At 73.8% G+C, this 25,185-nt stretch carries 19 protein-coding genes; 16 read left to right on the plus strand and 3 right to left on the minus strand.

Going from position 1 to position 25,185, the window contains the following annotated elements; all coding sequences use genetic code 11:
- Positions 1–23: 23 nt before the first annotated feature.
- From ACSMX9_RS21910 to ACSMX9_RS21920, 3 genes are read left to right on the plus strand one after another with little or no spacing between them, the layout of a single operon-like run.
- The gene (locus tag ACSMX9_RS21910) at positions 24–818 is read left to right on the plus strand and encodes an ATP-binding cassette domain-containing protein (RefSeq protein WP_445396265.1); all 795 of its coding nucleotides are present in this window, start codon (positions 24–26) and stop codon (positions 816–818) included.
- On the plus strand, positions 815–2,110 hold the full coding sequence (locus ACSMX9_RS21915) for a hypothetical protein (protein ID WP_445396267.1): 1,296 nt from the start codon (positions 815–817) through the stop codon (positions 2,108–2,110). The genes ACSMX9_RS21910 and ACSMX9_RS21915 overlap by 4 nt, the downstream gene beginning before the upstream one ends.
- Positions 2,107–2,718: a hypothetical protein gene (locus tag ACSMX9_RS21920; RefSeq protein WP_445396269.1), complete on the plus strand. Its 612-nt coding sequence runs from the start codon at positions 2,107–2,109 to the stop codon at positions 2,716–2,718. Before ACSMX9_RS21915 ends, ACSMX9_RS21920 begins: the two co-directional genes overlap by 4 nt.
- 16 nt (positions 2,719–2,734) lie before the next feature.
- On the opposite strand, the gene ACSMX9_RS21925 is transcribed toward ACSMX9_RS21920, so the two are convergent.
- Entirely contained in the window at positions 2,735–3,340 is a 606-nt protein-coding gene (locus ACSMX9_RS21925) for a GNAT family N-acetyltransferase (RefSeq protein WP_445396271.1), read from the minus strand.
- Between the two features lie 276 nt (positions 3,341–3,616).
- Here ACSMX9_RS21925 and gatC point away from each other — a divergent pair, with 276 nt between their 5' ends.
- The 8 genes from gatC (at position 3,617) to ACSMX9_RS21965 (ending at position 14,063) form a co-directional block, all read left to right on the plus strand.
- Positions 3,617–3,913, plus strand: a complete 297-nt coding sequence (gene gatC, locus ACSMX9_RS21930) for an Asp-tRNA(Asn)/Glu-tRNA(Gln) amidotransferase subunit GatC (RefSeq protein WP_023538474.1) — start codon at positions 3,617–3,619, stop codon at positions 3,911–3,913.
- A 5-nt stretch (positions 3,914–3,918) separates the two neighbouring features.
- Positions 3,919–5,421 (plus strand): Asp-tRNA(Asn)/Glu-tRNA(Gln) amidotransferase subunit GatA, encoded by a 1,503-nt coding sequence (gene gatA, locus ACSMX9_RS21935; protein WP_445396273.1) that lies wholly within the window; start codon positions 3,919–3,921, stop codon positions 5,419–5,421.
- Between the two features lie 56 nt (positions 5,422–5,477).
- Positions 5,478–5,657: a hypothetical protein gene (locus ACSMX9_RS21940; RefSeq protein WP_445403061.1), complete on the plus strand. Its 180-nt coding sequence runs from the start codon at positions 5,478–5,480 to the stop codon at positions 5,655–5,657.
- A gap of 14 nt (positions 5,658–5,671) precedes the next feature.
- Complete coding sequence (gene gatB, locus ACSMX9_RS21945; protein ID WP_445396274.1) at positions 5,672–7,183, plus strand: Asp-tRNA(Asn)/Glu-tRNA(Gln) amidotransferase subunit GatB; 1,512 nt, start codon at positions 5,672–5,674, stop codon at positions 7,181–7,183.
- A 363-nt stretch (positions 7,184–7,546) separates the two neighbouring features.
- Positions 7,547–9,790: an MMPL family transporter gene (locus tag ACSMX9_RS21950; RefSeq protein ID WP_445396276.1), complete on the plus strand. Its 2,244-nt coding sequence runs from the start codon at positions 7,547–7,549 to the stop codon at positions 9,788–9,790.
- 43 nt (positions 9,791–9,833) lie between these two features.
- Positions 9,834–10,394 carry a GNAT family N-acetyltransferase gene (locus ACSMX9_RS21955; protein WP_366113801.1) on the plus strand — a complete coding sequence of 187 codons (561 nt, stop codon included), beginning with the start codon at positions 9,834–9,836 and terminating at the stop codon, positions 10,392–10,394.
- A gap of 169 nt (positions 10,395–10,563) precedes the next feature.
- The gene (locus ACSMX9_RS21960) at positions 10,564–10,752 is read left to right on the plus strand and encodes a hypothetical protein (RefSeq protein ID WP_445396278.1); all 189 of its coding nucleotides are present in this window, start codon (positions 10,564–10,566) and stop codon (positions 10,750–10,752) included.
- Positions 10,753–10,937: 185 nt separating this feature from the next.
- A complete protein-coding gene (locus tag ACSMX9_RS21965; RefSeq protein ID WP_445396280.1) occupies positions 10,938–14,063 on the plus strand; it encodes a helix-turn-helix transcriptional regulator in 3,126 nt (1,041 codons plus the stop codon).
- Between the two features lie 34 nt (positions 14,064–14,097).
- On the opposite strand, the gene ACSMX9_RS21970 is transcribed toward ACSMX9_RS21965, so the two are convergent.
- A complete protein-coding gene (locus tag ACSMX9_RS21970; RefSeq protein WP_445403062.1) occupies positions 14,098–15,237 on the minus strand; it encodes a PQQ-dependent sugar dehydrogenase in 1,140 nt (379 codons plus the stop codon).
- Positions 15,238–15,359: 122 nt separating this feature from the next.
- Positions 15,360–16,370, minus strand: a complete 1,011-nt coding sequence (locus ACSMX9_RS21975; protein ID WP_445396282.1) for an aldo/keto reductase — start codon at positions 16,368–16,370, stop codon at positions 15,360–15,362.
- A 166-nt stretch (positions 16,371–16,536) separates the two neighbouring features.
- Between ACSMX9_RS21975 and ACSMX9_RS21980 the strand changes: the two genes are divergently transcribed.
- The 5 genes from ACSMX9_RS21980 to ilvC all read left to right on the plus strand — a co-directional run bounded on the left by ACSMX9_RS21980 (position 16,537) and on the right by ilvC (position 25,051).
- A complete protein-coding gene (locus tag ACSMX9_RS21980; protein ID WP_445396284.1) occupies positions 16,537–17,529 on the plus strand; it encodes a 2-hydroxyacid dehydrogenase in 993 nt (330 codons plus the stop codon).
- A gap of 448 nt (positions 17,530–17,977) precedes the next feature.
- Complete coding sequence (locus ACSMX9_RS21985) at positions 17,978–21,136, plus strand: putative bifunctional diguanylate cyclase/phosphodiesterase (RefSeq protein WP_445396286.1); 3,159 nt, start codon at positions 17,978–17,980, stop codon at positions 21,134–21,136.
- A gap of 243 nt (positions 21,137–21,379) precedes the next feature.
- Positions 21,380–23,251, plus strand: a complete 1,872-nt coding sequence (locus tag ACSMX9_RS21990) for an acetolactate synthase large subunit (protein ID WP_445396288.1) — start codon at positions 21,380–21,382, stop codon at positions 23,249–23,251.
- A gap of 39 nt (positions 23,252–23,290) precedes the next feature.
- The gene (gene ilvN / locus ACSMX9_RS21995) at positions 23,291–23,815 is read left to right on the plus strand and encodes an acetolactate synthase small subunit (protein WP_351239728.1); all 525 of its coding nucleotides are present in this window, start codon (positions 23,291–23,293) and stop codon (positions 23,813–23,815) included.
- Positions 23,816–24,052: 237 nt separating this feature from the next.
- Complete coding sequence (gene ilvC, locus ACSMX9_RS22000; RefSeq protein ID WP_445396290.1) at positions 24,053–25,051, plus strand: ketol-acid reductoisomerase; 999 nt, start codon at positions 24,053–24,055, stop codon at positions 25,049–25,051.
- Positions 25,052–25,185: the final 134 nt, after the last annotated feature.

Here is a 25,185-nt window from a genome sequence, read left to right on the forward strand (position 1 = left end):
AAAAAGTGACCGTCGACAGTGACATGACCACGACCGGTGTGACGCCGGTCGCGTCCGTCGAGGGCGCCACGGTCCGCTACCGGACCGTGGTCGCCCTCGACGGCGTCCACGCCGAGTTCCGCTCCGGCACCACCGCCCTGCTCGGGCCGAACGGAGCGGGCAAGACCACCCTGCTCTCCCTGCTGAGCACGGCACGCCGCCCCGACGAGGGCACCGTGACCCTGCTCGGCGAGCCGGTGCGGGGCCGGGCCGGCGTCCGCGCCGTGCGGGAACGGGTCGGCGTGCTGCCCCAATCCTTCGGCTACTACCCGCGCTTCACGCTCCGGGAGTTCGTGGAGTACGCGGCATGGCTGCGCAAGGTGCCCGCCGGGCAACGGCGCGACCGGGTCCGCGAAGCCCTGCACCTGGTGGAGTTGGAGAAGTACGCGGACCGGCGCATGTCCGCGCTCTCCGGCGGCATGCTCCGCCGGGCGGGCATCGCCCAGGCCGTCGTCAACCGTCCGGACCTCGTCCTGCTGGACGAACCCACGGTGGGTCTGGACCCCGCCCAGCGGGTCGGGTTCCGCACCCTCATCAAGGACTTGGGGGAACGGTCCGCCGTGGTGCTGAGCACCCACCTCGCCGAGGACGTCGCCCACGTCTGCGAACGGATCCACGTCCTCCTGGAGGGCCGGGCCCGCTTCAGCGGGACCGCCGCCGAACTCTGCGGACGGGCCCCGGGGCACGACGGGACGGCACTGGACGGCCCGGCGGTGGAGGCGGGTTACCTGGCCGTGGTCGGTCAGGGCACCGGCGAACAGGGGAGCGAACGACCGTGACGCGTGTGCTGTGGCACGAGATGCGACGGGGCGAGGCGGGCAAGGCGGCCGCCCTGTGCGCGGCCGCCGGTCTCTGGTACCTGCTCTCCGGCGACCCGCAGACCAACGACTGGGCGGGCTGGTGGAACCAGACGAGCCTGGTCGTCCACGTCTTCGGCGTGATCGTCATGGGCTCCCTGATGGCCGCCGCCGCTGCCTGGAGCGCCAGCCGCGCCCAGCGCACCCGGGCGCACCTCTGGGCGGACACCACCCCCCGCGGCGGCTGGTCGCAGGCGCTGCTGGTGGGCGCCGCCGCATGGCTGTGGGCGCTGCTGGTCACCGCCCTGCTGGCGGCCGTCGCCTTCCACCGCACGGCCCAGATCAGCGAGGTCACCCGGCCGGCATGGACGCCCCTGCTGCTGACCCTGGCGGTGATCGCGGTGCAGATCGCGGTCGGCGTCGCCGCCGGCGCCCTGCTGCCGTCCCGGATCATCGCCCCGGCCGTCGGTGCCTTCTGGTACCTGGTGTTCCTGCTGACCGCCTTCGCACCCGAACTGCCGCTGGTCCGGCTGCTGCCGGCGATCGACAGCCACTGGGACGTCGCCCACCAACCGAACACCGTGCGCCTGCTCCTCGCGACCGCCTGGTGCGCCGCGGCGGCGCTCGCCGTACTGGCCCTGCCCGCCCTGGCGCGCCGCACGGCCCCGTCCCCCGGCCCGCTGGTCGCGGTACCGGTCGCGGTGGCGGTGCTGGCCGCCGGCACCCTGCTGTTCCTGCGACCCGCCCCCCACTCCTTCTGGGCGGTCCCCGCGCCGCAGCCGGCGGAACCCGTCTGCGTCACCGAGGGCCGCACCGAGACGTGCCTGTGGCCCGACAACCGGCACCTGCTGCCCCAGGCCCGCACCGCGACCCGCACCGTCGACGAGGCCCTCGGCGACCTCCCCGGGTTCCGCCGCGCCTTCCACGAGGTCGGCTTGGCCCCGCGGGGCGCCGGCAGCGCGGAACTCCCCGTCGCCCGGCCGGCGGTGGACGCGCGGACCCTCACCGAGTCGCTGCTCGTCGCCGCGCTGCCGCAGCCGCCGCAGGGCTGCGGGCCGCACCTGCTGGACGAGGCCGGCGGCATGCCCGACGCCTACCTCCTGGAGGCGGCCGTCCAGAGCCGGGCGAAGATGCCCCCGGCGTACTACGGGGAGGACTTCGGCGCCGCCCTGGGCCGGGTGCTGGAGGCGCCGGCCGCCGACCGGGACCGCTGGCTCGGTGCCGCCGCGCACGCCGTCGGCTCCTGCCGTCCCGTCCCCCCGCTGCCCCGGTGAACCCCGCCGTCGCCTTCGCGCGCAATCGCGAACTGCCGCGCGCCGCGCTCGTCGCGCTGGTCCTCGCGGTGGCCGCCTCGGCGCTCACCGAGTCCCGGGTGGGCTTCCCCGACGTCCGCTACCTGGTCGACTACAGCGTTCCGGTGGCCGCGCTGGTGCCCGTCGCCCACGCCGTGGTGCTGGCCACCACCCTCCACTCGCCGATGGCCGACCTGGAGCGGCACGCGGCCCAGCCGATGACCCTGTACCGCCGGCTGCACGTGGTGGCCCTGACCCTGTTCGCCCTCCTCCTGGCCGCGCTGCCGCTGGCCTTCGGCCTGCCCACGGAGGTCTTCACCACCTCGGCCCGCAACGCCGTGGGCCACCTCGGCCTCGCGGTGATCAGCGCCCGGTTCTTCGGCAACGGCATGGCCTGGCTGCTCCCGCTGGGCACCTTCGGTCCGACGCTGCTGCTGGGCGTCCGTGCGGACAACACCCCCGAGTGGTGGGCCTGGGCCATCCACGGCCCGTCCGCCGGCGGGGCCGCCGCGGTCGCGGCCGTGCTCTGGCTGGTGGCCCTCCTGCTGCCCGCCGGGCCGCCCCGGGCCGAGGAGCGGGGCGCGGTCTGAGGGCGGGCGGGGCCCGTCAGCGGTCGGCCGGCGGTCGCGGCGCGCGCCACATCGACCACAGCACCGGCCCGCCACCGGGGAGCGGCACCTCCTCCCTGACGGCGAAGCCGAAGTGCTCGTAGACCGGGATGTTGGACTCCTTGGAGGACTCCAGGTACACGGGGTGCCCGGTCGCGTCCGCCTTCGCCAACCCGGAGCGCAGCAGCGCGCCCCCCTGGCCCAGACCGCGGACCGCGGGGTCGGCGCCGATCACGGCGAGGGACCAGTGCGGCTCCCGGGGCGTGTGCGCGGCGGCCGTCTCCACGGCTTCGCGGAACGCTCCGGCCCGGTCGCCGAGAATTCCCAACAGGGTTCCGACGGTCTCCGGGTCGGGAACGGCCCGCGCCCGCTCCGGCGGCATCCAGAAGGCGGCCGCCCCGCCGGTGCGTTCACACACGCCGTCGGGGAGGTACTGACGGGTGAAGAGCACCGTGAAGTACTCCACGAGGGACGCTTCCCGCGAGGACGCCTCGGGGAAGAACCAGCCCATCATGGGGTCGTCGTGGAAGGCCCGCGCCAGGGCCCGGCTGATCGGCCCCGCGTCCTGGCCGGTGGCGGCGTCGGGGGCGTGCGTCGTCGACATGGGTGCATTCTGCATCCACGGGTCTCGGTCAGGCTCCCGGGGGCCCGGCAGGAGCCGCCGGCCGTCCGTCCGGCGCTCGTCGTGCTCCTGCCCGGTGAACGGGCGCGCCTGCACACCGTGCGGAAGGAGGACGGCGAGCCCGTCCGGCTCGGCGACCCGCGGGAGCTCCGCCACCCCGGGCGGTGAGCTCCCGTGCGGGCGGGGGTTTCGCGGGGACGGGGTCGGGCCCCATAGGATTGGGCCAAAACCCATTACTCACCCCTAGAGGATCGCCGCATGCCTGGCATCACGCGCGAGGAGGTCGCCCACCTCGCCCGGCTGGCACGCCTGGAGCTGAAGAGCGAAGAACTCGACCACTTCGCCGGTCAGCTCGACGACATCATCGGCGCGGTCGCCCGCGTCGCCGAGGTCGCCGACCAGGACGTCCCGCCGACCTCCCACCCGCTGCCGCTGACGAACGTCATGCGCGCGGACGAGGTCCGACCGTCGCTCACCCCCGAGCAGGCGCTGTCCGGCGCCCCCGCCCAGGAGCAGCAGCGTTTCAAGGTCCCGCAGATCCTGGGGGAGGACTGACCGCCATGGCCGACCCGAACAGCATCATCAGGCTGACCGCCGCCGAGACGGCGGCGCGCATCGCCTCTGGCGAGCTGACCGCCGTCGAGGTGACCGAGGCCCACCTGGCCCGGATCGAGGCCGTCGACGAGAAGGTCCACGCGTTCCTGTACGTGGACCGCGAGGGCGCCCTCGCCCAGGCCCGCGCGGTGGACGCCAAGCGCGCCGCCGGCGAGGAACTGGGGCCGCTCGCGGGCGTGCCGCTGGCGCTGAAGGACATCTTCACCACCCGGGGCGTGCCGACCACGGTCGGCTCCAAGATCCTCGAAGGGTGGATCCCGCCCTACGACGCGACCCTCACCAAGAAGCTGAAGGACGCGGACGTCGTCATCCTCGGCAAGACCAACATGGACGAGTTCGCCATGGGGTCCTCCACCGAGAACAGCGCCTACGGGCCGACCGGCAACCCGTGGGACCTGACCCGCATCCCGGGCGGCTCCGGCGGCGGCTCCTCCGCGGCCCTCGCCTCCTACCAGGCGCCGCTGGCGATCGGCACCGACACCGGCGGCTCCATCCGCCAGCCCGCGGCCGTCACCGGCACCGTCGGCGTCAAGCCGACGTACGGCGGGGTGTCCCGCTACGGCATGGTCGCGTTCTCCAGCTCCCTGGACCAGGGCGGCCCCTGCGCCCGCACGGTCCTCGACGCGGCCCTGCTGCACGAGGTCATCGGCGGCCACGACCCGCTGGACTCCACCTCCATCGACGCCCCGGTCCCGCCGGTGGTCGAGGCCGCCCGCAACGGTTCGGTGGCGGGCATGCGGGTCGGCGTGGTGAAGCAGTTCCGCGGCGAGGGCTACCAGGCCGGCGTCGTGCAGCGCTTCGACGAGTCGGTGGAACTGCTCAAGGAACTGGGCGCCGAGATCGTCGAGTTGGACTGCCCGTCCTTCGACCTGGCGCTGTCGGCGTACTACCTGATCGCGCCCTCCGAGTGCTCCAGCAACCTGGCCCGCTTCGACGCCATGCGCTACGGCCTGCGGGTCGGCGACGACGGCAACCACTCCGCCGAGGAGGTCACCGCGCTCACCCGCGAGGCGGGCTTCGGCGACGAGGTGAAGCGGCGCATCATGCTCGGCACCTACGCGCTCAGCTCCGGCTACTACGACGCGTACTACGGCAGCGCCCAGAAGGTCCGCACGCTGATCACCCGGGACTTCGAGAAGGCGTTCGAGCAGGTGGACGTGATCGTGTCGCCGACGACGCCGACGACCGCCTTCCCGATCGGGGAGCGCGCCGACGACCCGATGGCGATGTACCTCGCCGACCTGTGCACCATCCCGACCAACCTGGCCGGCAACGCGGCCATGTCGCTGCCCTGCGGCCTCGCCCCGGAGGACGGCCTCCCGGTCGGCCTCCAGATCATCGCCCCGGCGATGCAGGACGACCGCCTCTACAAGGTCGGTGCCGCCGTCGAGGCCGCCTTCGTGCAACGCTGGGGTCACCCGCTGCTTGAGGAGGCACCGTCACTGTGAGCGCACTGTCCAAGGCCAAGGGCTTCAAGAAGTCCAAGTCCGGCACCTACCTGTCCATGGCCACCACGGCGTTCGGCGCGGTGAGCATCGTCAAGCAGGCCCGCAAGGCCCGCACCGAGCACGACACGCTGCGGCTGGTCGACGCCGCCGTGTCCGCCGCCGCCATCGTCACCGGACTGGCGATCCTCTACCGGGAGCTGAAGCGCCTCGGTGACGACGACGTCCTGCTGGGCTGAGAGGGAAGTTCCACGTGACTGTCACGACCGACCTGGTGTCGTACGAGGACGCGCTCGCGTCGTACGACCCCGTCATGGGCCTGGAGGTCCATGTCGAGCTGGGCACCAGGACCAAGATGTTCTGCGGCTGCTCCACGGAGCTGGGCGCGGAGCCCAACACGCAGACCTGCCCCACCTGCCTCGGCCTGCCGGGCTCCCTCCCGGTCGTCAACGCGACCGGCGTCGAGTCCGCGATCAAGATCGGTCTCGCGCTGCACTGCGAGATCGCCGAGTGGTGCCGCTTCGCCCGGAAGAACTACTTCTATCCGGACATGCCGAAGAACTTCCAGACCTCCCAGTACGACGAGCCCATCGCCTTCGACGGCTACCTGGACGTCCAGCTGGAGGACGGCGAGGTCTTCCGCGTGGAGATCGAACGCGCCCACATGGAGGAGGACACCGGCAAGTCGACGCACGTCGGCGGTGCCACCGGCCGTATCCACGGCGCCTCGCACTCGCTGCTCGACTACAACCGCGCGGGCATCCCCCTCATCGAGATCGTCACCAAGCCGATCGTCGGCGCGGGCGAGCGGGCCCCCGAGGTCGCCAAGGCGTACGTCGCCGAGCTGCGCGAGCTGATCCGGGCCCTCGGCGTCTCCGAGGCCCGGATGGAGATGGGCCAGATGCGCTGCGACGTGAACCTGTCGCTGCGCCCGCACGGCCGGGAGAAGTTCGGCACCCGCAGCGAGACCAAGAACGTGAACTCGCTGCGGTCCGTGGAGCGGGCCGCCCGCTTCGAGATCCAGCGGCACGCGGCGGTCCTGAACGAGGGCGGCGCCATCGTCCAGGAGACCCGCCACTTCCACGAGGACACCGGCTCCACGACCTCCGGCCGGGTCAAGGAGGAGGCCGAGGACTACCGGTACTTCCCGGAGCCCGACCTGGTGCCCGTGGCCCCCGCCCGGGCGTGGGTCGAAGAGCTGCGCGGCACCCTGCCCGAGCTGCCCCGGGTGCGCCGCAACCGACTGCGCGAGGAGTGGGGCGTCTCCGAGCACGACATGCAGTCCATCCTCAACGCGGGCGCCGTCGACCCGATCGCCGCCACCATCGAGGCCGGGGCCGACTCGGCCGCCGCCCGCAAGTGGTGGATGGGCGAGCTGGCCCGCAGCGCCAACGAGTCCGGGCAGGCCCTGGACGAGCTGCCGATCACTCCGGCGCAGGTCGCCCGGGTGGCGGAGCTGGTCGCGGGCGGTGACCTCAACGACAAGCTGGCCCGGCAGGTCATCGAGGGCGTCCTCGCCGGCGAGGGCACCCCGGACGAGGTCGTGGAGAAGCGGGGCCTGAAGGTCGTCTCCGACGACGGCGCGCTCACCGCGGCCGTGTCGGACGCCATCGCCCAGAACCCCGGCATCGCGGAGAAGATCCGCGGCGGCAAGGTCCAGGCGGCGGGAGCCCTGGTGGGGGCCGTCATGAAGGCGACCCGCGGCCAGGCGGACGCCGCCCGGGTCAAGGAGCTGATCCTCGCCCAGCTGGGCGTGGAGGGCTGACGCAGGCGACGAGGGCGGTCCCGGGGTTCCCGGGGCCGCCCTCCGGCGCGTCCGCAAGCGTCCCGAGCCCGGCCCCACCGGTTCTGTGAGGAGAACCACGAACCGGTCCAACGATCACCCGATCCTGCGAGAGTGGCAGCGGTTCATCCGTGTCGTCCGGGGCGTGCGCGGTCATCCGTGCAGGCGCGTCCCGGGCGCGGGTCACCCGCGTGCGCCCGCGCCGACACGCCGTTCTCGCGCTCTTCCCGGCGGCTCCGGAGCGCCCGCGGACCCCCGTGGGCGCTCCGGGCCCTGCCGCGCGCCCCCACCGGGGCACCGGCTCCGCCCGCGGAAGACCCGCCCCAGCACCCCGGGAGCCCCACGGTGGCAGCACTCGCACGATGGTGCGTCCGGCACCGCCTCCTGGCGGTCCTGCTCTGGCTGCTCACCCTCGGCGCCACCGCGACCGCGGCGGCCCTGGCCGGCTCCGCGTACTCCACCGACTACGAGGTGCCCGGCACCGAATCGGGTCGGGCCACCGAACTGCTCGCCCGGGGCTTCCCCGGCGTCGTCGGCGACGGCGGCACCATCGTCTGGCACACCGAGAACGGCACCGTGCGCGCCGCCGACGTGGAACGGACCATGACGCGGACCCTGGACGAGGTCGCCGAGCTGCCGGCCGTCGCCGTCGTCGCCGGCCCCTACGGCGAGGGGCCCGCGCAGGCCGACCGGATCAGCGCGGACGGCCGCACCGCCTACGCCACCGTCACCTTCGACCGCCCCGTGGGCGACCTCACCGCGGCCGACGCCCGCTCCGTCGTCGACACCGCCGCGCGGGCTGCCGGTGACGGCCTGCGCGTCGAGCTCGGCGGCAGCGCCGTCGCCCTCACCGAACCCCGCGGCGGCCTCCTCGCCGAGACCGTGGGCGTCGCCGTCGCGGCCGTGGTGCTGTTCCTGGTCTTCGGCTCCCTCGCCGCCTCCCTGCTGCCGATAGCGACCGCCCTGGTCAGCGTCGGCACCGCCTACGCGGGGACCGTGCTGCTCGGGCACGCCATGACCGTCGCCGACTTCGCCCCGATGCTCGGCATGCTCATCGGCCTCGGCGTCGGCATCGACTACGCGCTGTTCGTCGTCACCCGGCACCGGCAGGGACTGCGCCGCGGCCTCCCGGTCGGGAAGGCCGTCGAGGAGGCCGTCGCCACCACCGGGCGCGCCGTCGTCTTCGCCGGCGCCACCGTCTGCATCGCCCTGCTCGGCATGCTCGTCCTGCGACTCGGGTTCCTCGACGGGGTCGCCATCGCCGCCTCCCTGACCGTCGTCCTCACCGTCGCTGCCTCCGTCACCCTGCTGCCCGCCCTGCTGTCCTGGATCGGCCCGCGCGCCCTCGGCCGGCGGGAGCGCCGCCGACTCGCCGAGCAAGGACCCGAACCGGAGACGGGCACGCCCCCGCAGGGGCTCGCCGCCCGCTGGGCCGCCTTCGTGGAACGGCACCCCAAGAAGCTGGGCGTCCTCGCCCTCGCCGCCGTCACGGTGCTCGCCCTGCCCACCCTCTCGCTCCACCTCGGCACCTCCGACCAGGGCAACAACCCGGAGTCCGCCACCACCCGCCAGGCGTACGACCTGCTCGCGGAGGGCTTCGGTGCCGGCGTCAACGGCTCGCTCACCCTGGTCGGCGAGGTGCACGGGGCGGCGGACCGGGCCGCCCTGGCGGAACTCGCCGAGGCCGTGCGGGGCACCGAGGACGTGGCTTCGGTCAGCCCCGTCACCTACGCCCCCGACGGGGACACCGCCCTGCTCACCGTCGTCCCCGAGTCCGCCCCCCAGTCCGAGCGGACCAGCGACCTGGTGGACCGGCTGCGCACCGAGGTGCTGCCGCGCGCGGAGCAGGGCACCGCCCTCGACCTGCACGTCGGCGGGGTCACCGCCGGCTACGACGACTTCGCCGCGCTCATCGTCGGCAAGCTGCCCCTGTTCGTCGGGGTCGTCGTCGCCCTGGGCTGCGTGCTGCTCCTGCTGGCCTTCCGCTCGATCGGCATCCCGCTCAAGGCCGCCGCCATGAACGTGCTCGCCGTCGCCGGGGCCTTCGGGGTCGTCGTCGCGGTGTTCCAGTGGGGGTGGGGGAGCGACCTCCTCGGTCTCGGCCGGGCCGGCCCCATCGAACCCTTCCTGCCCGTGATCATGGTGTCGGTGCTCTTCGGGCTCTCCATGGACTACCAGGTCTTCCTGGTCAGCCGGATGTACGAGGAGTGGTTGGCCACCCGGGACAACCGACGGGCCGTCCGGGTCGGCCTCGCCGAGACCAGCCGGGTGATCAACTCTGCCGCGGTCATCATGATCGCCGTCTTCCTGGCGTTCGTCCTCACCGGCGACCGGGTCATCGCCATGTTCGGCATCGCCCTGGCCGCCGCCGTCGCCCTCGACGCGTTCGTGCTGCGCACCCTCCTGGTACCGGCCCTGATGCACCTGCTCGGCAGCGCCAACTGGTGGCTGCCCCGCTCCCTGGACCGGCTCCTCCCCCGGATCAGCATCGAGCGGCCCCGGCAACCCGTCGCCCCGGGCGACGGACGTGCGAGGATTCCGGGGCGGCGCGGGGAGTGCCGGTCCGCCCGGGCCGGGGCGGACGCCTGACCAGCGGCGCCGCACCACCCGCACCACGACGAGGGGAAGCACCGTGTACGCGAGGGAACTGGACGGGAACGGGGCACGACTGCGTCCCCTGGAGCCCTGGCACGCCGAGGAGTTCCTGACCCACCTCGACCGGGGGCGCGACTTCATCGGGCAGTACATCGCCTTCGGTGCCGGGGTCCACGACACCGACGCCGCCCGGGCCCTGCTCCGCTCGTACGCGGACAAGCGCGCGGCCGACAGCGGCAGCCTGCACGGCATCTGGATCGACGACGCCCTCGTCGGAGGGCTGCTCTTCCGGACCTTCGACGCGACCACCGGCAACTGCGAGATCGGCTGCTGGCTGGAGCCCGCCGCCACCGGACGCGGCCTGGTCACCCGGGGCGCCCGCGCCCTGCTCGACTGGGCCTTCGAGGAGCGCGGCATGCACCGCGCGGAATGGGTCACGGCCGCCGCCAACGAGCCGAGCCGCCGGGTCGCCCAGCGGCTCGGCATGCACCGCGACGGAGTCCTCCGCGAGAGCTACCCCTACCGGGGGGTGCGCCACGACATGGAGGTGTGGTCCGTGCTGGCTCCGGAGTGGCGCGCGGCCCGGGGGAACGGCTAGCGACCGCCGCCCCGTACCCGCCACCTCATCCGCCACGGGCAGGCTCCCGCGGGGGCCTAAGGCACCCGGGGCGCCCAGGATGCGGCATCTTCCCGATGCGCGGGCCCCTCGCTTACGGCGACGGTGGAAGTGCGCCAAGAGGTGTCACCACCGACCGAGGGGGAACCCGATGTTCGCTTACGAACTGCACCAGTTGAGGGCCGCCGAACTCCACCAGGAGGCCGCCCGCCGGCGCCTCCTCCACCAGGTGCGCCGCCCGGAACGGGAGGGCGAGGCCCTGGACGGCGCCGATCCGGGCACGCCGGAACGGCCCCGGCCCCCGGAGTCGCGGACCGAGAACTACGCCCGCGCCGCATGACCGTCGGCGTCCCCGCGCCGGACCCCCGTGGGCAGCGCGGGGACGCCGGCCCGGTGCCCTCCGGGGCGCCGCGCACCCCAGTGCCCCCGCCGGGCCCCGCCGACCGGCCCACCGGTCCCCCCGGCCCCCGCCCGCCCCGTGGACCTGCGGAGATATCCACTGGGGGAGTTCCTGGCCGCTGTGCGATGCTCGGCGGCGTGGAGTCCCGATCCGTCAGCCCCGTGTTCATCGGCCGCACCGCCGAACTGGCGGTGCTGCACCAAGCGCTCGGCCGCGCGGCTCGGGGGGAGCCGCAAGCGCTCCTGCTCGGTGGCGAGGCCGGCGTCGGAAAGACGCGTCTCATCGAGGAGTTCGCCCGCTCGGCCCTCACCCGGGAGGCCGTCGTCGCCATCGGCGGTTGCGTGGAGATCGGGGCGGACGGCCTGCCCTTCGCGCCCTTCTCCACCGCCCTCCGGGCCCTGCGCCTGCTGCTCCCCGGGGAACTCGCGGCTGCCGCCGCCGGCCAGGAGGAGGAACTCGCCCGACTGCTGCCGGAGTTGGGCGGCCCGGTCGGCGGCAGCAGCCACAACGAGGAGGCCATGGCCCGCCTCTTCGAACTGACCGTTCGCCTCCTGGAACGGCTCGCCCACGACCGGACCCTCCTGCTGGTCCTGGAGGACCTGCACTGGGCCGACGCCTCCACCCGGCACCTGCTCACCTATCTGTTCCGCGCCCTGCGCCGCGGCCGGATCGTCGTCCTCGCCAGCTACCGCGCCGACGACATCCACCGACGCCACCCGCTGCGCCCCCTGCTGGCCGAACTCGACCGGCTGCGCAGCGTCCGCCGCGTGGAACTCCACCGATTCAACCGGATCGAGGTGGGCGCGCAGATGGCCGGAATCCTCGCCACGCAGCCCGACCCCGCCCTCGTCGACGAGGTCTTCGCCCGCTCGGACGGCAACGCCTTCTTCGTCGAGGAACTCGCCGCCGCTGCGGGGGAGGACCGCTGCCCGCCGCTGTCCGACTCGCTGCGCGACCTCCTCCTGGTCCGCGTCGAACGCCTCCCCGACCCCGCCCAACACGTGGTCAGGGCGGTCGCCGAGGGCGGTTCCACGGTGGGGCACGCCCTGCTCGCCGCGGTCGCCGGGCTCGCCGAGGACGGGCTCATCGAGGCACTGCGCGCCGCGGTCGGAGCCAGCGTCCTCCAGCCCACCGCGGAGGGCGACGGCTACCGGTTCCGGCACTCCCTGGTCCGCGAAGCGGTCAGCGACGACCTGCTGCCCGGGGAACGCTCCCGCCTCAACCGCCGTTACGCCGAGGCCCTGGAAGCCGAGCCGACCCTGGTGCCCGCCGACGAGCGCGCCACCCGACTGGCCAGCTACTGGTACCACGCGCACGACCCCGCCAAGGCGCTCCCCGCCGTGCTGGGCGCCTCCGCTGAGGCCCGCGACCGGTACGCCTACGCCGAGCAACTGAGCCTGCTGGAACGGGCGATGCAGCTGTGGGACGCCGCCCCCGAAACGGTGCGGGCCCGGCTCTGCGCGGGCGACTACATCGGCCAGTTCCTGCCCTACGAGGGAATGCCCGCAGCCACTCCCCTCACCTTCCACGACGTCCTGGCCGAAGCCGCCGTCGCCGGGCGCCTCTGCGGGGAACGCGTCCGGGCCCTGAAGATCACCAAGCGGGCCCTGCGGTCCTTGGAGGAGGCCCCCGACCCGCTGCGCGCCGCCTGGTTCTGGGTGCAGCGGTCGATGCTGGTCCAGGCACTCGCCCGCGGTGACGGCTGGCAGGAACTCGCCACCGCCCAGGACCTGGTGCGGGGGCTGCCGCCGTCCCCGGTGCATGCCGAGGTCCTCGCCCGGGTGGCCAACTGGTCGATGATCCACCGGCCCGGCCCGGACAGCTTCACCGCCGCGGAGCGCGCCGTCGAGTACGCGCGCATGGTGGGCGCCGCGGAGATCGAGCAGAACGCCCGGCTCACGCTCAGCAGTCTCATGGTCGACGCCGGCGACGCGGAGGCGGGCCTCGCCCAGATGTACCGGATCAAGGAGAACGCGCTGGGGCTCGGCCTGAGCGGCTCCGGCCGCGTGTACGTGAACCTCCCCCACTCGCTCGAAGCGCTGGGGCGCTCCCGCGAGGCCGTCGCCCTGTTGCACGAGGGCGTCGACCACGCCCGCCACTACGGCCTGCGCGAGACGCAGGCGTGGATCTGGGGCAACCTCGCCGACTCGCTCTACAGCCTCGGACGCTGGGACGAGGCAGTCCGGGCCGTCGCCCACGCCGAGCACCCCGGCCACGGCTCCAAGCCCCGCGGCGCCGCCGCCGTGATCGCCGGCCACCTCGCCCTGGCCCGCGGGGACACCGGGGGGACCGCCCGGCACCTGGCCGAGGCCCGCCGCCACTACGGCAGCCACGACCCCGTGCCCCAGCAGGCCATCCCCCTAGCCCGGCTCGCCCTCGGCGTCGCCGCCGGCGAGGGCCGGATCCTGGACGCCCGGGCGGAGTTCGCCGCCGCCCTCGCCGCGGGCTTCCCGCCCGGCACCCAGCGCTACGTCTGGCCGCTGCTGGTCGCCGCCGCCACCCTGGAGACCGAGGCGCGCGGGCTGCCGATCGCCGCCCCCGGCCGGGCCGTCGCCCTCGCCACCCTCCGCACCGCCGTGAAGTCCGTGGCCACGGGCGCCCCCGTGTGGCACGCGCACGCGTTGTGGGTCCGTGCCGAGATGCGCCGCGCCGAGCACCTCTCGACCTGCGCTGACTGGTACGCGGTCGTCGACGCCTTCACCCCCCTGGAACGCCCCTACGACCTCGCCCGGGTCCGCTACCGGCTGGCCGAGGCACTGCTCGCGGAGCCCACTGCGGGCGCCGCCGCGCGTCGCGGCCCGTCCGCCGGAGGGGGGAGCCCGCCGACGCCCCCGGCCACCGCGGTGGGCGAGGACGCACCCGACGGCCGGGCCCGGGCGGCGGAACTGCTCCGGCAGACCGCAGCCCTGGCCCGACACCTGGGCGCCGCCCCCCTCGGCGAGGCCGTGACCGCGCTCGCCGGGCGCGCTCGGCTCGCCCTCGCCCGCCCCGGCGCGCCCGCCCCCACCGACGACCCGTTGGCCCCCTACGGGCTCACTCCGCGCGAGCGGGAGGTCCTGGGCCTGGTCGCCGCGGGGCGCAGCAACCGCCAGATCGCGGAGGAACTGTTCATCTCGCCCAAGACGGCGAGCGTCCACGTCTCCCACATCCTCCCCAAGCTCGGGGTGTCCGGTCGGGGCGAGGCCGCAGCCCTGGTGCACCGGCTGCGACTGCTCGCCCCGGATCCGCCGTCCGCGCGGGCGCAGCCGTAGCGTCCCGCCCCGGCGGCCCCCCGGCCACCCCGCGTCACTCCACCTCCAGCTCCACCATGCGGTCGTCGCCCCGGCCGGGTGTTCCCCGGCCGTCGGTCTCGCTGCTGGTGAGCAGCAGGGTGTTGCCGCCCACCGCCACCACCGTGCGCAGCCGTCCGTACTCGCCGCGCAGGAACTCCTCCGGCTCCGGGGCGCCCTCCACGCCCCGGACGGGCACCCGCCACAGGCGCTCGCCGCGCAGCCCCGCCAGCCAGATCGAGCCCGCCGCGTAGGCGATCCCGCTGGGGGAGGCGTCCGAGGTGCGCCACTGGGCGACCGGGTCGTGGAAGTCGCCGCCGGAGCCCTTGCCCTCAGCCTCGGGCCAGCCGTAGTTGTCACCGGCCACGATGTGGTTCAGCTCGTCCCAGGTGTCCTGCCCGAACTCCGAGGCCCACAGCCGTCCCTCCTCGTCCCAGGCCAGTCCCTGGACGTTGCGGTGGCCGTAGGAGTAGACGTACGAATCCTCCCCGAAGGGGTTCCCGGGCGCCGGTTCACCGGTCGGGGTCATCCGCAGGACCTTCCCGGCGAGGGACTCCTTGTCCTGGGCCAGCCCGGTGTCACCGATCTCGCCCGTTCCGGCGTACAACATCCCGTCCGGGCCGAAGGCGATGCGCCCGCCGTTGTGGATCGTGCCCTTGGGGATGCCCCGCAGCACCGTGCTCGGCGCGCCGAGCTGCGCGCCGGTGGGCTTGTCCTCCTCGTACCGCATCCGGGCGATGCGGTTGTCCGAGGCGGTGGTGAAGTACGCGTAGACCATCCGGTCGGAGTCGAAGGCGGGGGAGAGGGCGATGCCGAGGAGCCCGCCCTCCCCGGCCGCCGCCACCCCGGGAACCGCGCCCAGCTCCACCCGCTGGCCGGTCCGGCCGTCGATCCGGCTGACGGTGCCCTCGTTACGGGAGGAGACCAGCAGGTCGCCGTCGGGCAGCGACACCAGCCCCCAGGGCGAGTCGAGCCCCTCGGCCACGGTGCGGACCGCCTCCACCGAGCCCTTCGCGGGGGCGGCCGCGGCGGTGCGGCCGGGGGAGGGGGCGGCGGGGGAGGCCGATCCGCTCCCCCGGTCGGCGGGCGGGGCCTCCTCCCCGGAGGAGCATCCGGAGAGGAGCACGAGCACGGCCGCGGTGAGGGCGGCCGTCATGGTTGGACGTGACACGATCGCGGTCCCTTCGACGGGGCGGGTTCACCTTGAGTACCCCGCCGGGCGCCGGAAGGTTCCCGCCGGCGCGGAACGCGCCCCGCGCGCCGACGCGGACGGGCGTCCTACTCCCGGGGCTCCCAGGACTCCCGGACCGGCGGCAGGGCGGCGATCTCCGCCCGGTCGGAGTCCGTGAGCCGCAACGCGGCGGCCCGGGAGTTCTCCACCACCCAGCGGGCCCGTTTGGCCCCGGGCACCGCGATCACGTGCCGGCCCCGCTCCAGCACCCAGGCCAGCGCCACCTGGGCGGGGGTGGCGTCCGGCCCGTGCCGCCGGGCGACCCGGCGCAATCCCGCCACGATCGACTGGTTGGCGGCCATCACCTCGGCGGTGAACCGGGGGTGCCGGGCCCGGGCGTCGTCGGGTTCGAAGCCCTGCCCCGGGGTGAGGGTGCCCGTCAGGTACCCGCTGCCGAGGGGCATCGCCGCGAGGAGGCCCACCCCGCGCGCCTCGCACCAAGGCAGGAGCACCTCCAGGGCCTCCGGGGACCACACCGACAGCTCCGCCTCGACCGCGGCCACCGGGAAGACCTGCTGCATCCGTTCCAGCCGGCGGACCGTCACCTCGTGGGGGCGGCGCCCGCCCGAGCGGCGGGATGCCCGGCCGCCCAGGGCGCAGACCCCGAGGGCCCGCACCTTGCCCGCACCCACCAACTCGGCCATCGCGCCCCAGGTCTCCTCGACCGGAACCTCCGGATCCGCCCGGTGCAACTGGTACAGGTCGATCACATCGGTCTGGAGCCGGCGCAGGGAGGCGTCGCAGGCCCGCTTCACGTAGCTCGGCCGGCCGTTGGCGACGATGTGCTGATCCCCCACCAACAGCCCGCACTTGGTGGTGACGAGGGCCTCGCCCCGGCGCTCCCTGAGGACCCGTCCGAGCAACAGCTCGTTGGTGAACGGCCCGTACATGTCGGCGGTGTCGAGCAGCGTGCACCCCCGGTCCAGGGCCGCGTGCACGGTGCGCAGGGATTCGTCGCCACGCCGTCGGGAGGCGGAGTACGCCCAACTCATCGGCATGCAGCCGAGTCCCACCGCGCCTGCTTCGAGTGCCGTCGCGCCGATCGTCCTGCGCTCCACCTCGCCGTACCCTCCCCGTGCCGTTCGAGCGGCCCCCAAACTAACCGCTGGTGAACGTCCTCCGTGCCCGGGTCGCCGACCCGTGCGGCGGCGGGCGCACGGCGGGGGCGCAGCCGCCGGCGCAGGCGGGCCGACGGGGAGTGCCGGCAGCGCATAGCCTCGGGGCATGACCGGTGACGTATGGCTCGCGCTGCCGCCCGAGGAGATCGCGGGTCTCCCCACAGGGCTGGACTACCACTTCTACGACGGCGGGGAGGACGGCACGCAGCCGTACCCCGCCGACCCGGCCCGGTGCGCCTTCTTCACCGTGCCCTACCTGAAGCAGTCGTCCGTGAAGGTGGGCGCCCTGCCCCTGATGCCCCGGCTGGAGGTGGTCCAGACGCTCACCGCCGGGGTGGACGACGTGCTGCCCGCGGTGGACGCGCTGCCCGCCGGGGTCCGGCTGTGCAACGCGCGCGGGGTGCACGACGCCAGTACCGCCGAACTGGCCCTCGCCCTGGTCCTCGCCGCCCTGCGCGGCATCCCCGACCACGTGCGCGACCAGGACCGCGGCCACTGGCGCCCGGGCTTCCGCCCCGCCCTCGCCGACCGGTCGGTCCTCATCGTGGGGTACGGGTCGATCGGCGCGGCGATCGAGGACCGACTGCAACCGTTCGAGGTCGGGGAGGTCACCCGGGTCGCCCGCCGGGCGAGGCCCGCCCCGCACGGCCCCGTGCACGCCCTGGCTGACCTGCCCGCGCTGCTGCCGGCCGCCGACGTGGTGGTGCTCGCCACCCCGCTCACCGACGCCACCCGGCACCTCGTCGACGCCGGGTTCCTGGCCCGGATGAAGGACGGGGCGCTGTTGGTGAACATCGCGCGCGGGGCGGTCGTGGACACCGGGGCGCTCCTCGCGGAGCTGACCGGGAACCCGGGGCGGTTGACCGCCGCCCTCGACGTCACCGACCCCGAACCGCTCCCCGCAGGGCATCCGTTGTGGCACGCCCCGGGGGTGCTGATCAGCCCGCACGCGGGGGGTCCCTCCAGCGCGTTCCGCCCCCGCGCGGAGCGCCTGCTGGTCGAGCAACTCACCCGGTACGCCGCGGGGGAGCCGTTGGCGAACGTGGTCCGGGTGACGGGCCGACAGCCCGGCGCGCAGGGAGCGTCAGCAGCGCACTGAAGTGCACCGGGCACCCTCGTGGCGGTCGTGCGCCGTCGTCCCACGCCGTGCGCGACCCTTGGTACTTCGCGCCCGGGGCGGGCCGGCTGTCGGAAGCGCCCGACTTCCCCGGGCTGGTCGGGCACCCGAAAGGTCACTCGTAGTCACGGAGAGTAGAGAGGCTATGTCCCTGAGTGACCAGTTTGGTGTATCGTCGCCGCTAGGGGCTGCGCCACGCAGTGTGTGGCGCGGGGGACGGGACAGCGGAACGCGAGGGGGGCTGATCGTTGGTGCACGGCCTGTGGAACGACCATCCGACACTCAGGGGTACCAGACGCCGACCCGGGCGCGCACCCGCTCGGTGCCGTCGCCCGGATCATGAGGGCGGACGCGGCGCAGCCGCCCCCGCGCGCCACCGGTCGCGGCACGGCCACCGGAACCGAGCGCGCTCCCGGCCGGGGAGCACCCGGTGAGTGCCCCGGGCACCACCGCATCCGCCGGGACCGGGCAGGGCGGCCGCACCGGACGGGTGGTCCACCTGCTGCTCGCCGTCGTCTGCGGCGGCTACGCGATGGGGGCGGCCCTCGACTGGGGCTCCCCCGAAGTGGCGTTGATCATGGGTGACTTCGGGCTGAGCGCCGCCGCGGCGACCGCCGCCGTCTCCTGCCTGCTGTACGCCCGCACCCGGCACAGCCGCCCGCGCGCGGCCTGGTACCTGTTCGCCCTCTCCTCCGCCATGGCCGCCCTGGGAAACGGCGTCTGGGGCTGGTACGAGGTCGTCCTCCGGGTGCCCGTGCCCAGCCCCAGCTTCGCCGACCTGTTCTTCCTCTGCTTCGCCCCGCCCGCCATCGTCGGACTGCTGCTGCTCGCCAAACGTCCCGTGACCCGGGCCGGATGGATCTGCCTGGGCCTCGACACCTGGCTCATCTGCGGCTCCCTGCTCACCCTCTCCTGGAGCCTCGCGCTCGCCCATACGGCGCGCTTCCAGGGGCGGAGCGTCTCCCACACGGCGCTCTCCCTCGCCTACCCCCTGCTGGACATCGCCCTGGTGAGCATCGTCCTCGCCCTGCACTACCGGCGCACCTGCGTCAACCGCTCCACGGTGAACACCGCCATCGGCGCCCTCGCCCTGACCGTCATGTGCGACGCGCTGTTCAGCTCGCCGCTGCTGCACGCGAGCTACCGCTCCGGGCAGTTGCTCGACGCCGGCTGGTTCGCCGGCTCCCTGCTGCTCGCCTACGCGCCGTGGGCGTCCGTCCCGGAACCCTCCGTCCGCCCCCCGACCGACTGCGAGCCCGGCGCGCATCCGCAGCAGCCGGCGCACGCCCACCCGCTGTCCCGCCCGGGCTGCCCGGCCGACCCCGGCGCGACCCGGGGCCTGCCGGCCCCGCAGGCCCCGGGCCCCCCGCCGGACGAGGGACGGCGTCCCGAGCGCCCCCGGCCGACCTCCGGCTCGCTCGCGGCGCTCGCGCCCTACCTGGCGGCCACCGTCTGCACCCTGGGCATCCTCTACAACGTCCTGAACGACCGCAGCGTCGACCGGGTGGTGCTGGTCACCGCCTGCACGGTCGTCCTGGCCCTGGTCGTCAGGCAGGGCATCATGCTGATGGACAACGTCGCCCTCACCCGAGAACTCGCCGAGCAGGAGAACCACTTCCGCTCCCTGGTGCAGGGCTCCAGCGACGTCATCATGATCGCCGCGCCCAACGGCGTGCTCCAGTACGTCAGCCCGGCCGCCGCCGGGGTCTACGGGCGGGACGCGGACGACCTCGTGGGCAGCGAGCTGGCCTCGCTGATCCACCCCGACGACCGCGGCGCCTTCCTCCACGAGGTGCGACGGTTCCTCGCCGCGGACCCGCCCGTCGACCCGACCACCCGCATCGAGTGCCGCTTCCACTCCGGCAACGACCAGTGGCTGCACGTGGAGTCCACGGTCAACCGGCACCACGGCGGACTGCTGTTCAACAGCCGGGACGTCACGGAACGCGTCCGCCTCCAGGCCCAGTTGCAGCACAGCGCCGAACACGACCCGCTGACCGGACTGCCCAACCGGGCGCTGTTCACCCGCCGGGTCGCCGGCGCCCTCGGCGGTCGCCGCTCCGCTGACCGGGACCCGGGCACCGCGGTGCTCTTCATCGACCTCGACGGCTTCAAGGCCGTCAACGACACCCATGGGCACCAGGCCGGCGACGCCCTCTTGGTGGAAGCCGCCCGGCGGCTCCAGGAGGCGGTGCGCCAGGGCGACACGGCCGCCCGGCTCGGCGGCGACGAGTTCGCCGCCCTCGTCGTCGGCGGCGGCGACGCCGACCGGTCCGCCCGCGAGCGCCACCTCGTGGAACTCGCCGACCGGTTGCGCATCCGCCTCTCCCAGCCCTACGCGATCGGCGGCCACGACCTCAAGGTCGCCGCGTCCATCGGCATCGCCTTCGCCGAACCCGGTCTCGGCGAGAGCGAACTGCTGCGCAACGCCGACCTCGCGATGTACCGGGCGAAGGCGGCGGGGAAGGGCCGGGTCGAGCTGTACGCGCCGCACCTCCAGGCCGAGGCCGTCCGTCGGACCGAACTGGCCGGGCGGCTGCGGACGGCCCTCGACGGCGGCGAGTTCGCCCTGCTCCACCAGCCCGTCGTGCACCTCGCCACCGGATCGATCAGCGCCGTCGCGGCGCAGGCCCGGTGGCGGTCCGGACAGGGCGTGCTGTTCACCCCCGCCGAGTTCCGCACCCTGTCCGAGCTGCCGGGCCATCCCGGGGGCGAGGACCCCGGTGTCGACCGCGCCGCGGCACTGGACCGCTGGACGCTGGAGGAGGCCGTCGCCCGGGCCGCCGAGCGGGCCCGCGCCGGCCACCGCACGGCCCTCGTCGTCCGGCTCGGTGCACACGGCCTGCTGGAGCGCGGCGGCACCGCGGTGGCGGTCGAGGGCCTGCTGACCCGGCACGGTCTCGCCGCCGGCCAGTTGACGATCGAGCTGGCCGACGTCGGCCCCGCCCTCTCGCTGGACGCGCTGGAACGCCGCCTCACCGCGCTGCGGAGGGCCGGGGCCCGGATCGCGCTGGACGGCTTCGGCGCCGGCCCCACCGCGATCGAGGCGCTGCGCCGGCTCCCCCTCGACGTCCTCAAGCTCGACCGGGGCCTGGTCGAGGGCGTCGTGGAGTCCATCCGGCTCCACAAGATCACCAGCGGACTGGTGCGGATCGCGACCGCGCTCGGCCTGGAAGCCGTCGCCGACGGAGTGGACCTGCCGGAGCAGGTGACCGCGCTGAGGGCGATGGGCTGCACCCACGGTCAAGGCATGGCGTTCTCCGGAGCGCTGGACGAGCACCGACTCCGCAGGGCCCTGACGACGGGGCGGTACCCCGTCCCCCGCGAACAGGGCGGCGAGCCCCGGGAGCCGGTGTACGAGGAGGGACCCAAGGCCCTCGGTGCGGCCGTGCTGGCCGGCCCCCGGGGCCTGTCCCGGGGCGCTCGTGAGCCACGCGCCGCCCTGGGGCCCGCGACCCCTCGCGACCCCCGTGGCCAGGGCGGATACACCCCCCTGAGTCCGGTCACCCACCCCGCGCCGCCCGCCGGCGGATACCGCTTCGGAGCATCGCCCCGCCCACATAATGAGACCCGCGTCCCACCCGCTTGACAGGGGTTGAGTGCGAGAGGGAGGGTCTGATCCATGCGCACCCGAATTCTCGTACTTGGACAGCGCGTCGGCTGAAGCAGGGTCGTCCACCACACCCCGCTACCCGCACCGGCGCGCTCCCCTCGCTTGCCTCACGGCACGAGGGGTTTTTTGTTGCACCGGCACCGCGCCGGTCGCCCGAGCAGACCGCAACACTCCGTACAACCGTCGCACATCCCCCTCAGCATCGAGAAGAGAATGACGATGACCGAGCAGGCCACCGGGGCCCACCATCCGCAGCCGCGGCCCCGTTCCGGAGGACAGTCCGCCACCGTCGAGCACGTCACCGGTGCGCAGTCCCTCATCCGCTCCCTCGAAGAGGTCGGGGCCGAGACGGTGTTCGGCATCCCCGGCGGTGCGATCCTGCCCGCGTACGACCCGATGATGGACTCCACCCGGGTGCGCCACATCCTCGTCCGCCACGAGCAGGGCGCGGGCCACGCGGCCACCGGGTACGCCCAGGCCACCGGCAAGGTCGGCGTCTGCATGGCCACCTCCGGACCGGGCGCCACCAACCTGGTCACCCCCATCGCCGACGCGCACATGGACTCCGTCCCGCTGGTCGCCATCACCGGACAGGTGGCCTCCGCCGCGATCGGCACCGACGCCTTCCAGGAGGCGGACATCGTCGGCATCACCATGCCGATCACCAAGCACAACTTCCTGGTCACCAAGGCCGAGGACATCCCCCGGACCATCGCCGAGGCGTTCCACATCGCCGCCACCGGCCGCCCCGGGCCGGTCCTGGTCGACATCGCCAAGGACGCCCTCCAGGCCAAGACCACCTTCAGCTGGCCGCCCGCCCAGGACCTGCCCGGCTACCGCCCGGTGACCAAGCCGCACGCCAAGCAGATCCGTGAGGCAGCCAAGCTGATCACCCAGGCCAAGCGGCCCGTGCTGTACGTCGGCGGCGGAGTCATCAAGGCCGGCGCCACCGCCGAACTGAAGGTCCTCGCGGAACTCACCGGCGCGCCCGTCACCACCACCCTGATGGCGCTCGGCGCCTTCCCCGACAGCCACCCGCAGCACCTGGGCATGCCCGGGATGCACGGTTCCGTCGCCGCGGTGACCGCGCTCCAGAAGGCGGACCTGATCGTCGCCCTCGGCGCCCGCTTCGACGACCGGGTCACCGGCAAGCTGGACAGCTTCGCCCCGTACGCCAAGATCGTCCACGCGGACATCGACCCGGCCGAGATCGGCAAGAACCGGGCCGCCGACGTGCCGATCGTCGGCGACGCCCGCGAGGTCATCGCCGACCTCGTCCAGGCCGTCCAGAAGGAGCACGCCGAGGGCCACCCCGGCGACTACACCGCCTGGTGGACCGACATCGACCGTTGGCGGGACACCTACCCGCTGGGCTACGACCAGCCCGCGGACGGTTCGCTCTCCCCGCAGCAGGTCATCGAGCGGATCGGGCAGCTCGCCCCCGCGGACACGATCTTCACCGCGGGCGTCGGCCAGCACCAGATGTGGGCCGCCCACTTCATCCGCTACGAGCAGCCCGCCACCTGGCTGAACTCCGGCGGCGCCGGCACCATGGGGTACTCGGTGCCCGCGGCGATGGGGGCCAAGGCCGGCCAGCCGGAGCGCACGGTCTGGGCGATCGACGGCGACGGCTGCTTCCAGATGACCAACCAGGAACTGACCACCTGCGCGCTGAACAACATCCCGATCAAGGTCGCCATCATCAACAACGGCGCCCTCGGGATGGTCCGCCAGTGGCAGACCCTCTTCTACAACCAGCGCTACTCCAACACCGTCCTGCACAGCGGTCCCGACGACCCGCAGGCGGACGGCCAGCCGGTGCCCGGCAAGCCCGCCGGAGGCACCCGCGTCCCCGACTTCGTGAAGCTCTCGGAGGCGATGGGCTGCGTGGCGCTGCGCTGCGAGTCCCCCGAGGACCTCGACAAGGTCATCGCCGAGGCCAACGCCATCAACGACCGCCCCGTCGTGGTCGACTTCATCGTCCACGAGGACGCCATGGTGTGGCCGATGGTCGCCGCCGGCACCTCCAACGACACCATCATGGCCGCCCGTGACGTCCGCCCCGACTTCGGCGACAACGAGGACGACTGAGGCCCGGAAGACGATCGAGGCAGGAAGAGAATGACCGTCATGTCCAAGCACACGCTCTCGGTCCTGGTCGAGAACACCCCCGGCATCCTCGCCCGGATCGCCGCACTGTTCTCCCGCCGCGGATTCAACATCGACTCGCTCGCGGTCGGTGTCACCGAGCACCCCGACATCTCCCGCATCACCATCGTGGTCAACGTCGAGGACCTCCCCCTCGAACAGGTCACCAAGCAGCTCAACAAGCTCGTCAACGTGCTGAAGATCGTCGAGTTGGAACCCGGCTCCGCGGTGCAGCGCGAACTCGTCCTCGCCAAGGTCCGCGCCGACAACGAGACGCGCTCCCAGATCGTGGAGATCGTCCAGCTGTTCCGCGCCAAGACCGTGGACGTCTCGCCGGAGGCCGTCACCATCGAGGCCACCGGTTCCAGCGACAAGCTGGAGGCGATGCTCAGGATGCTGGAGCCGTTCGGCATCAAGGAACTCGTCCAGTCCGGCACCATCGCCATCGGACGGGGCTCCCGGTCCATCACGGACCGCTCGCTGCGGTCCCTGGACCGCTCCGCCTGACACTGGGGCGGGGCCACGTCCCCGCCCCGTCGAGCCCTCGTGTGCGCGGGACCCTCCGCGCGCGTGGGGCGGTGCACCCGGCGCGGACCTCGCTCCCCTCGCGGAGGAGGCTCCGCGCGCGTACCACCCCACGCGCGCGCCCGCATCGCGAGACCCTGTCACCTCCCCCTCCCCGCCCGCCGTACGGTGGGACGCACACCCAGCGACACCGGCAGAAACACACCAAGGAGAAACCCAGTGGCCGAGCTGTTCTACGACGCCGACGCCGACCTGTCCACCATCCAGGGCCGCAAGGTCGCCGTCATCGGTTACGGCAGCCAGGGCCACGCCCACGCGCTGTCCCTGCGGGACTCCGGTGTCGACGTCCGCGTGGGTCTGCACGAGGGCTCGAAGTCCAAGGCCAAGGCCGAGGAGCAGGGCCTGCGCGTGGTCACCCCCGCCGAGGCGGCGGCCGAGGCCGACGTCATCATGATCCTCGTGCCGGACCCGATCCAGGCCAAGGTCTACGAGGAGTCCATCAAGGAGCACCTGAAGGACGGCGACGCCCTGTTCTTCGGGCACGGCTTCAACATCCGCTTCGGCTTCATCAAGCCCCCGGCCGGCGTCGACGTGTGCATGGTCGCCCCCAAGGGCCCGGGCCACCTGGTGCGCCGCCAGTACGAGGAGGGCCGCGGCGTCCCCTGCATCGTCGCGGTCGAGCAGGACGCCTCCGGCAGCGCCTTCGCGCTGGCCCTGTCCTACGCCAAGGCCATCGGCGGCACCCGCGCCGGCGTCATCAAGACCACCTTCACCGAGGAGACCGAGACCGACCTGTTCGGTGAGCAGGCCGTGCTGTGCGGCGGTGCCTCGGCGCTGGTCAAGGCCGGCTTCGAGACCCTGGTGGAGGCCGGTTACCAGCCGGAGATCGCCTACTTCGAGTGCCTGCACGAGCTGAAGCTGATCGTCGACCTCATGTACGAGGGCGGCCTGGAGAAGATGCGCTGGTCGATCTCCGAGACCGCCGAGTGGGGCGACTACGTCACCGGCCCGCGGATCGTCACCGACGCCACCAAGGCCGAGATGAAGAAGGTCCTCGGCGAGATCCAGGACGGCACCTTCGCCAACAACTGGATGAAGGAGTACCAGGACGGTCTGCCGCAGTACAACGAGTACAAGAAGGCCGACGAGAAGCACCTGCTGGAGACCACCGGCAAGGAGCTGCGCAAGCTGATGAGCTGGGTGGACGAGGAGGCGTAAGCCCCGTCCGTGCCACCGCCCGTGCGCTGGTGCACCACGGTCCGCGCCCCGCGCGCCGGACCGGGTGCCCCGCGCGCGGGCGTGCCCCCGTGCGCCCGCTTCGCTACGGCGACGCCGGCGCGGGCCCGACCGCG

The sequence above is a fragment of the Streptomyces sp. LE64 genome, from assembly GCF_052606915.1.

What these genes read in the sequence shown, in the direction of transcription:
- ACSMX9_RS21990 (WP_445396288.1), top strand. Translation starts at nt 21,380, where the DNA reads ATGACCGAGCAGGCCACCGGGGCCCACCATCCGCAGCCGCGGCCCCGT.
- ACSMX9_RS21940 (WP_445403061.1), top strand. Translation starts at nt 5,478, where the DNA reads ATGGCCACCACGGCGTTCGGCGCGGTGAGCATCGTCAAGCAGGCCCGC.
- gatA (WP_445396273.1), top strand. Translation starts at nt 3,919, where the DNA reads ATGGCCGACCCGAACAGCATCATCAGGCTGACCGCCGCCGAGACGGCG.
- ACSMX9_RS21925 (WP_445396271.1), bottom strand. Translation starts at nt 3,340, where the DNA reads ATGTCGACGACGCACGCCCCCGACGCCGCCACCGGCCAGGACGCGGGG.
- ACSMX9_RS21960 (WP_445396278.1), top strand. Translation starts at nt 10,564, where the DNA reads ATGTTCGCTTACGAACTGCACCAGTTGAGGGCCGCCGAACTCCACCAG.
- ACSMX9_RS21910 (WP_445396265.1), top strand. Translation starts at nt 24, where the DNA reads ATGACCACGACCGGTGTGACGCCGGTCGCGTCCGTCGAGGGCGCCACG.
- ACSMX9_RS21970 (WP_445403062.1), bottom strand. Translation starts at nt 15,237, where the DNA reads ATGACGGCCGCCCTCACCGCGGCCGTGCTCGTGCTCCTCTCCGGATGC.
- ACSMX9_RS21965 (WP_445396280.1), top strand. Translation starts at nt 10,938, where the DNA reads ATGCTCGGCGGCGTGGAGTCCCGATCCGTCAGCCCCGTGTTCATCGGC.
- gatC (WP_023538474.1), top strand. Translation starts at nt 3,617, where the DNA reads ATGCCTGGCATCACGCGCGAGGAGGTCGCCCACCTCGCCCGGCTGGCA.
- ACSMX9_RS21980 (WP_445396284.1), top strand. Translation starts at nt 16,537, where the DNA reads ATGACCGGTGACGTATGGCTCGCGCTGCCGCCCGAGGAGATCGCGGGT.
- ilvN (WP_351239728.1), top strand. Translation starts at nt 23,291, where the DNA reads ATGTCCAAGCACACGCTCTCGGTCCTGGTCGAGAACACCCCCGGCATC.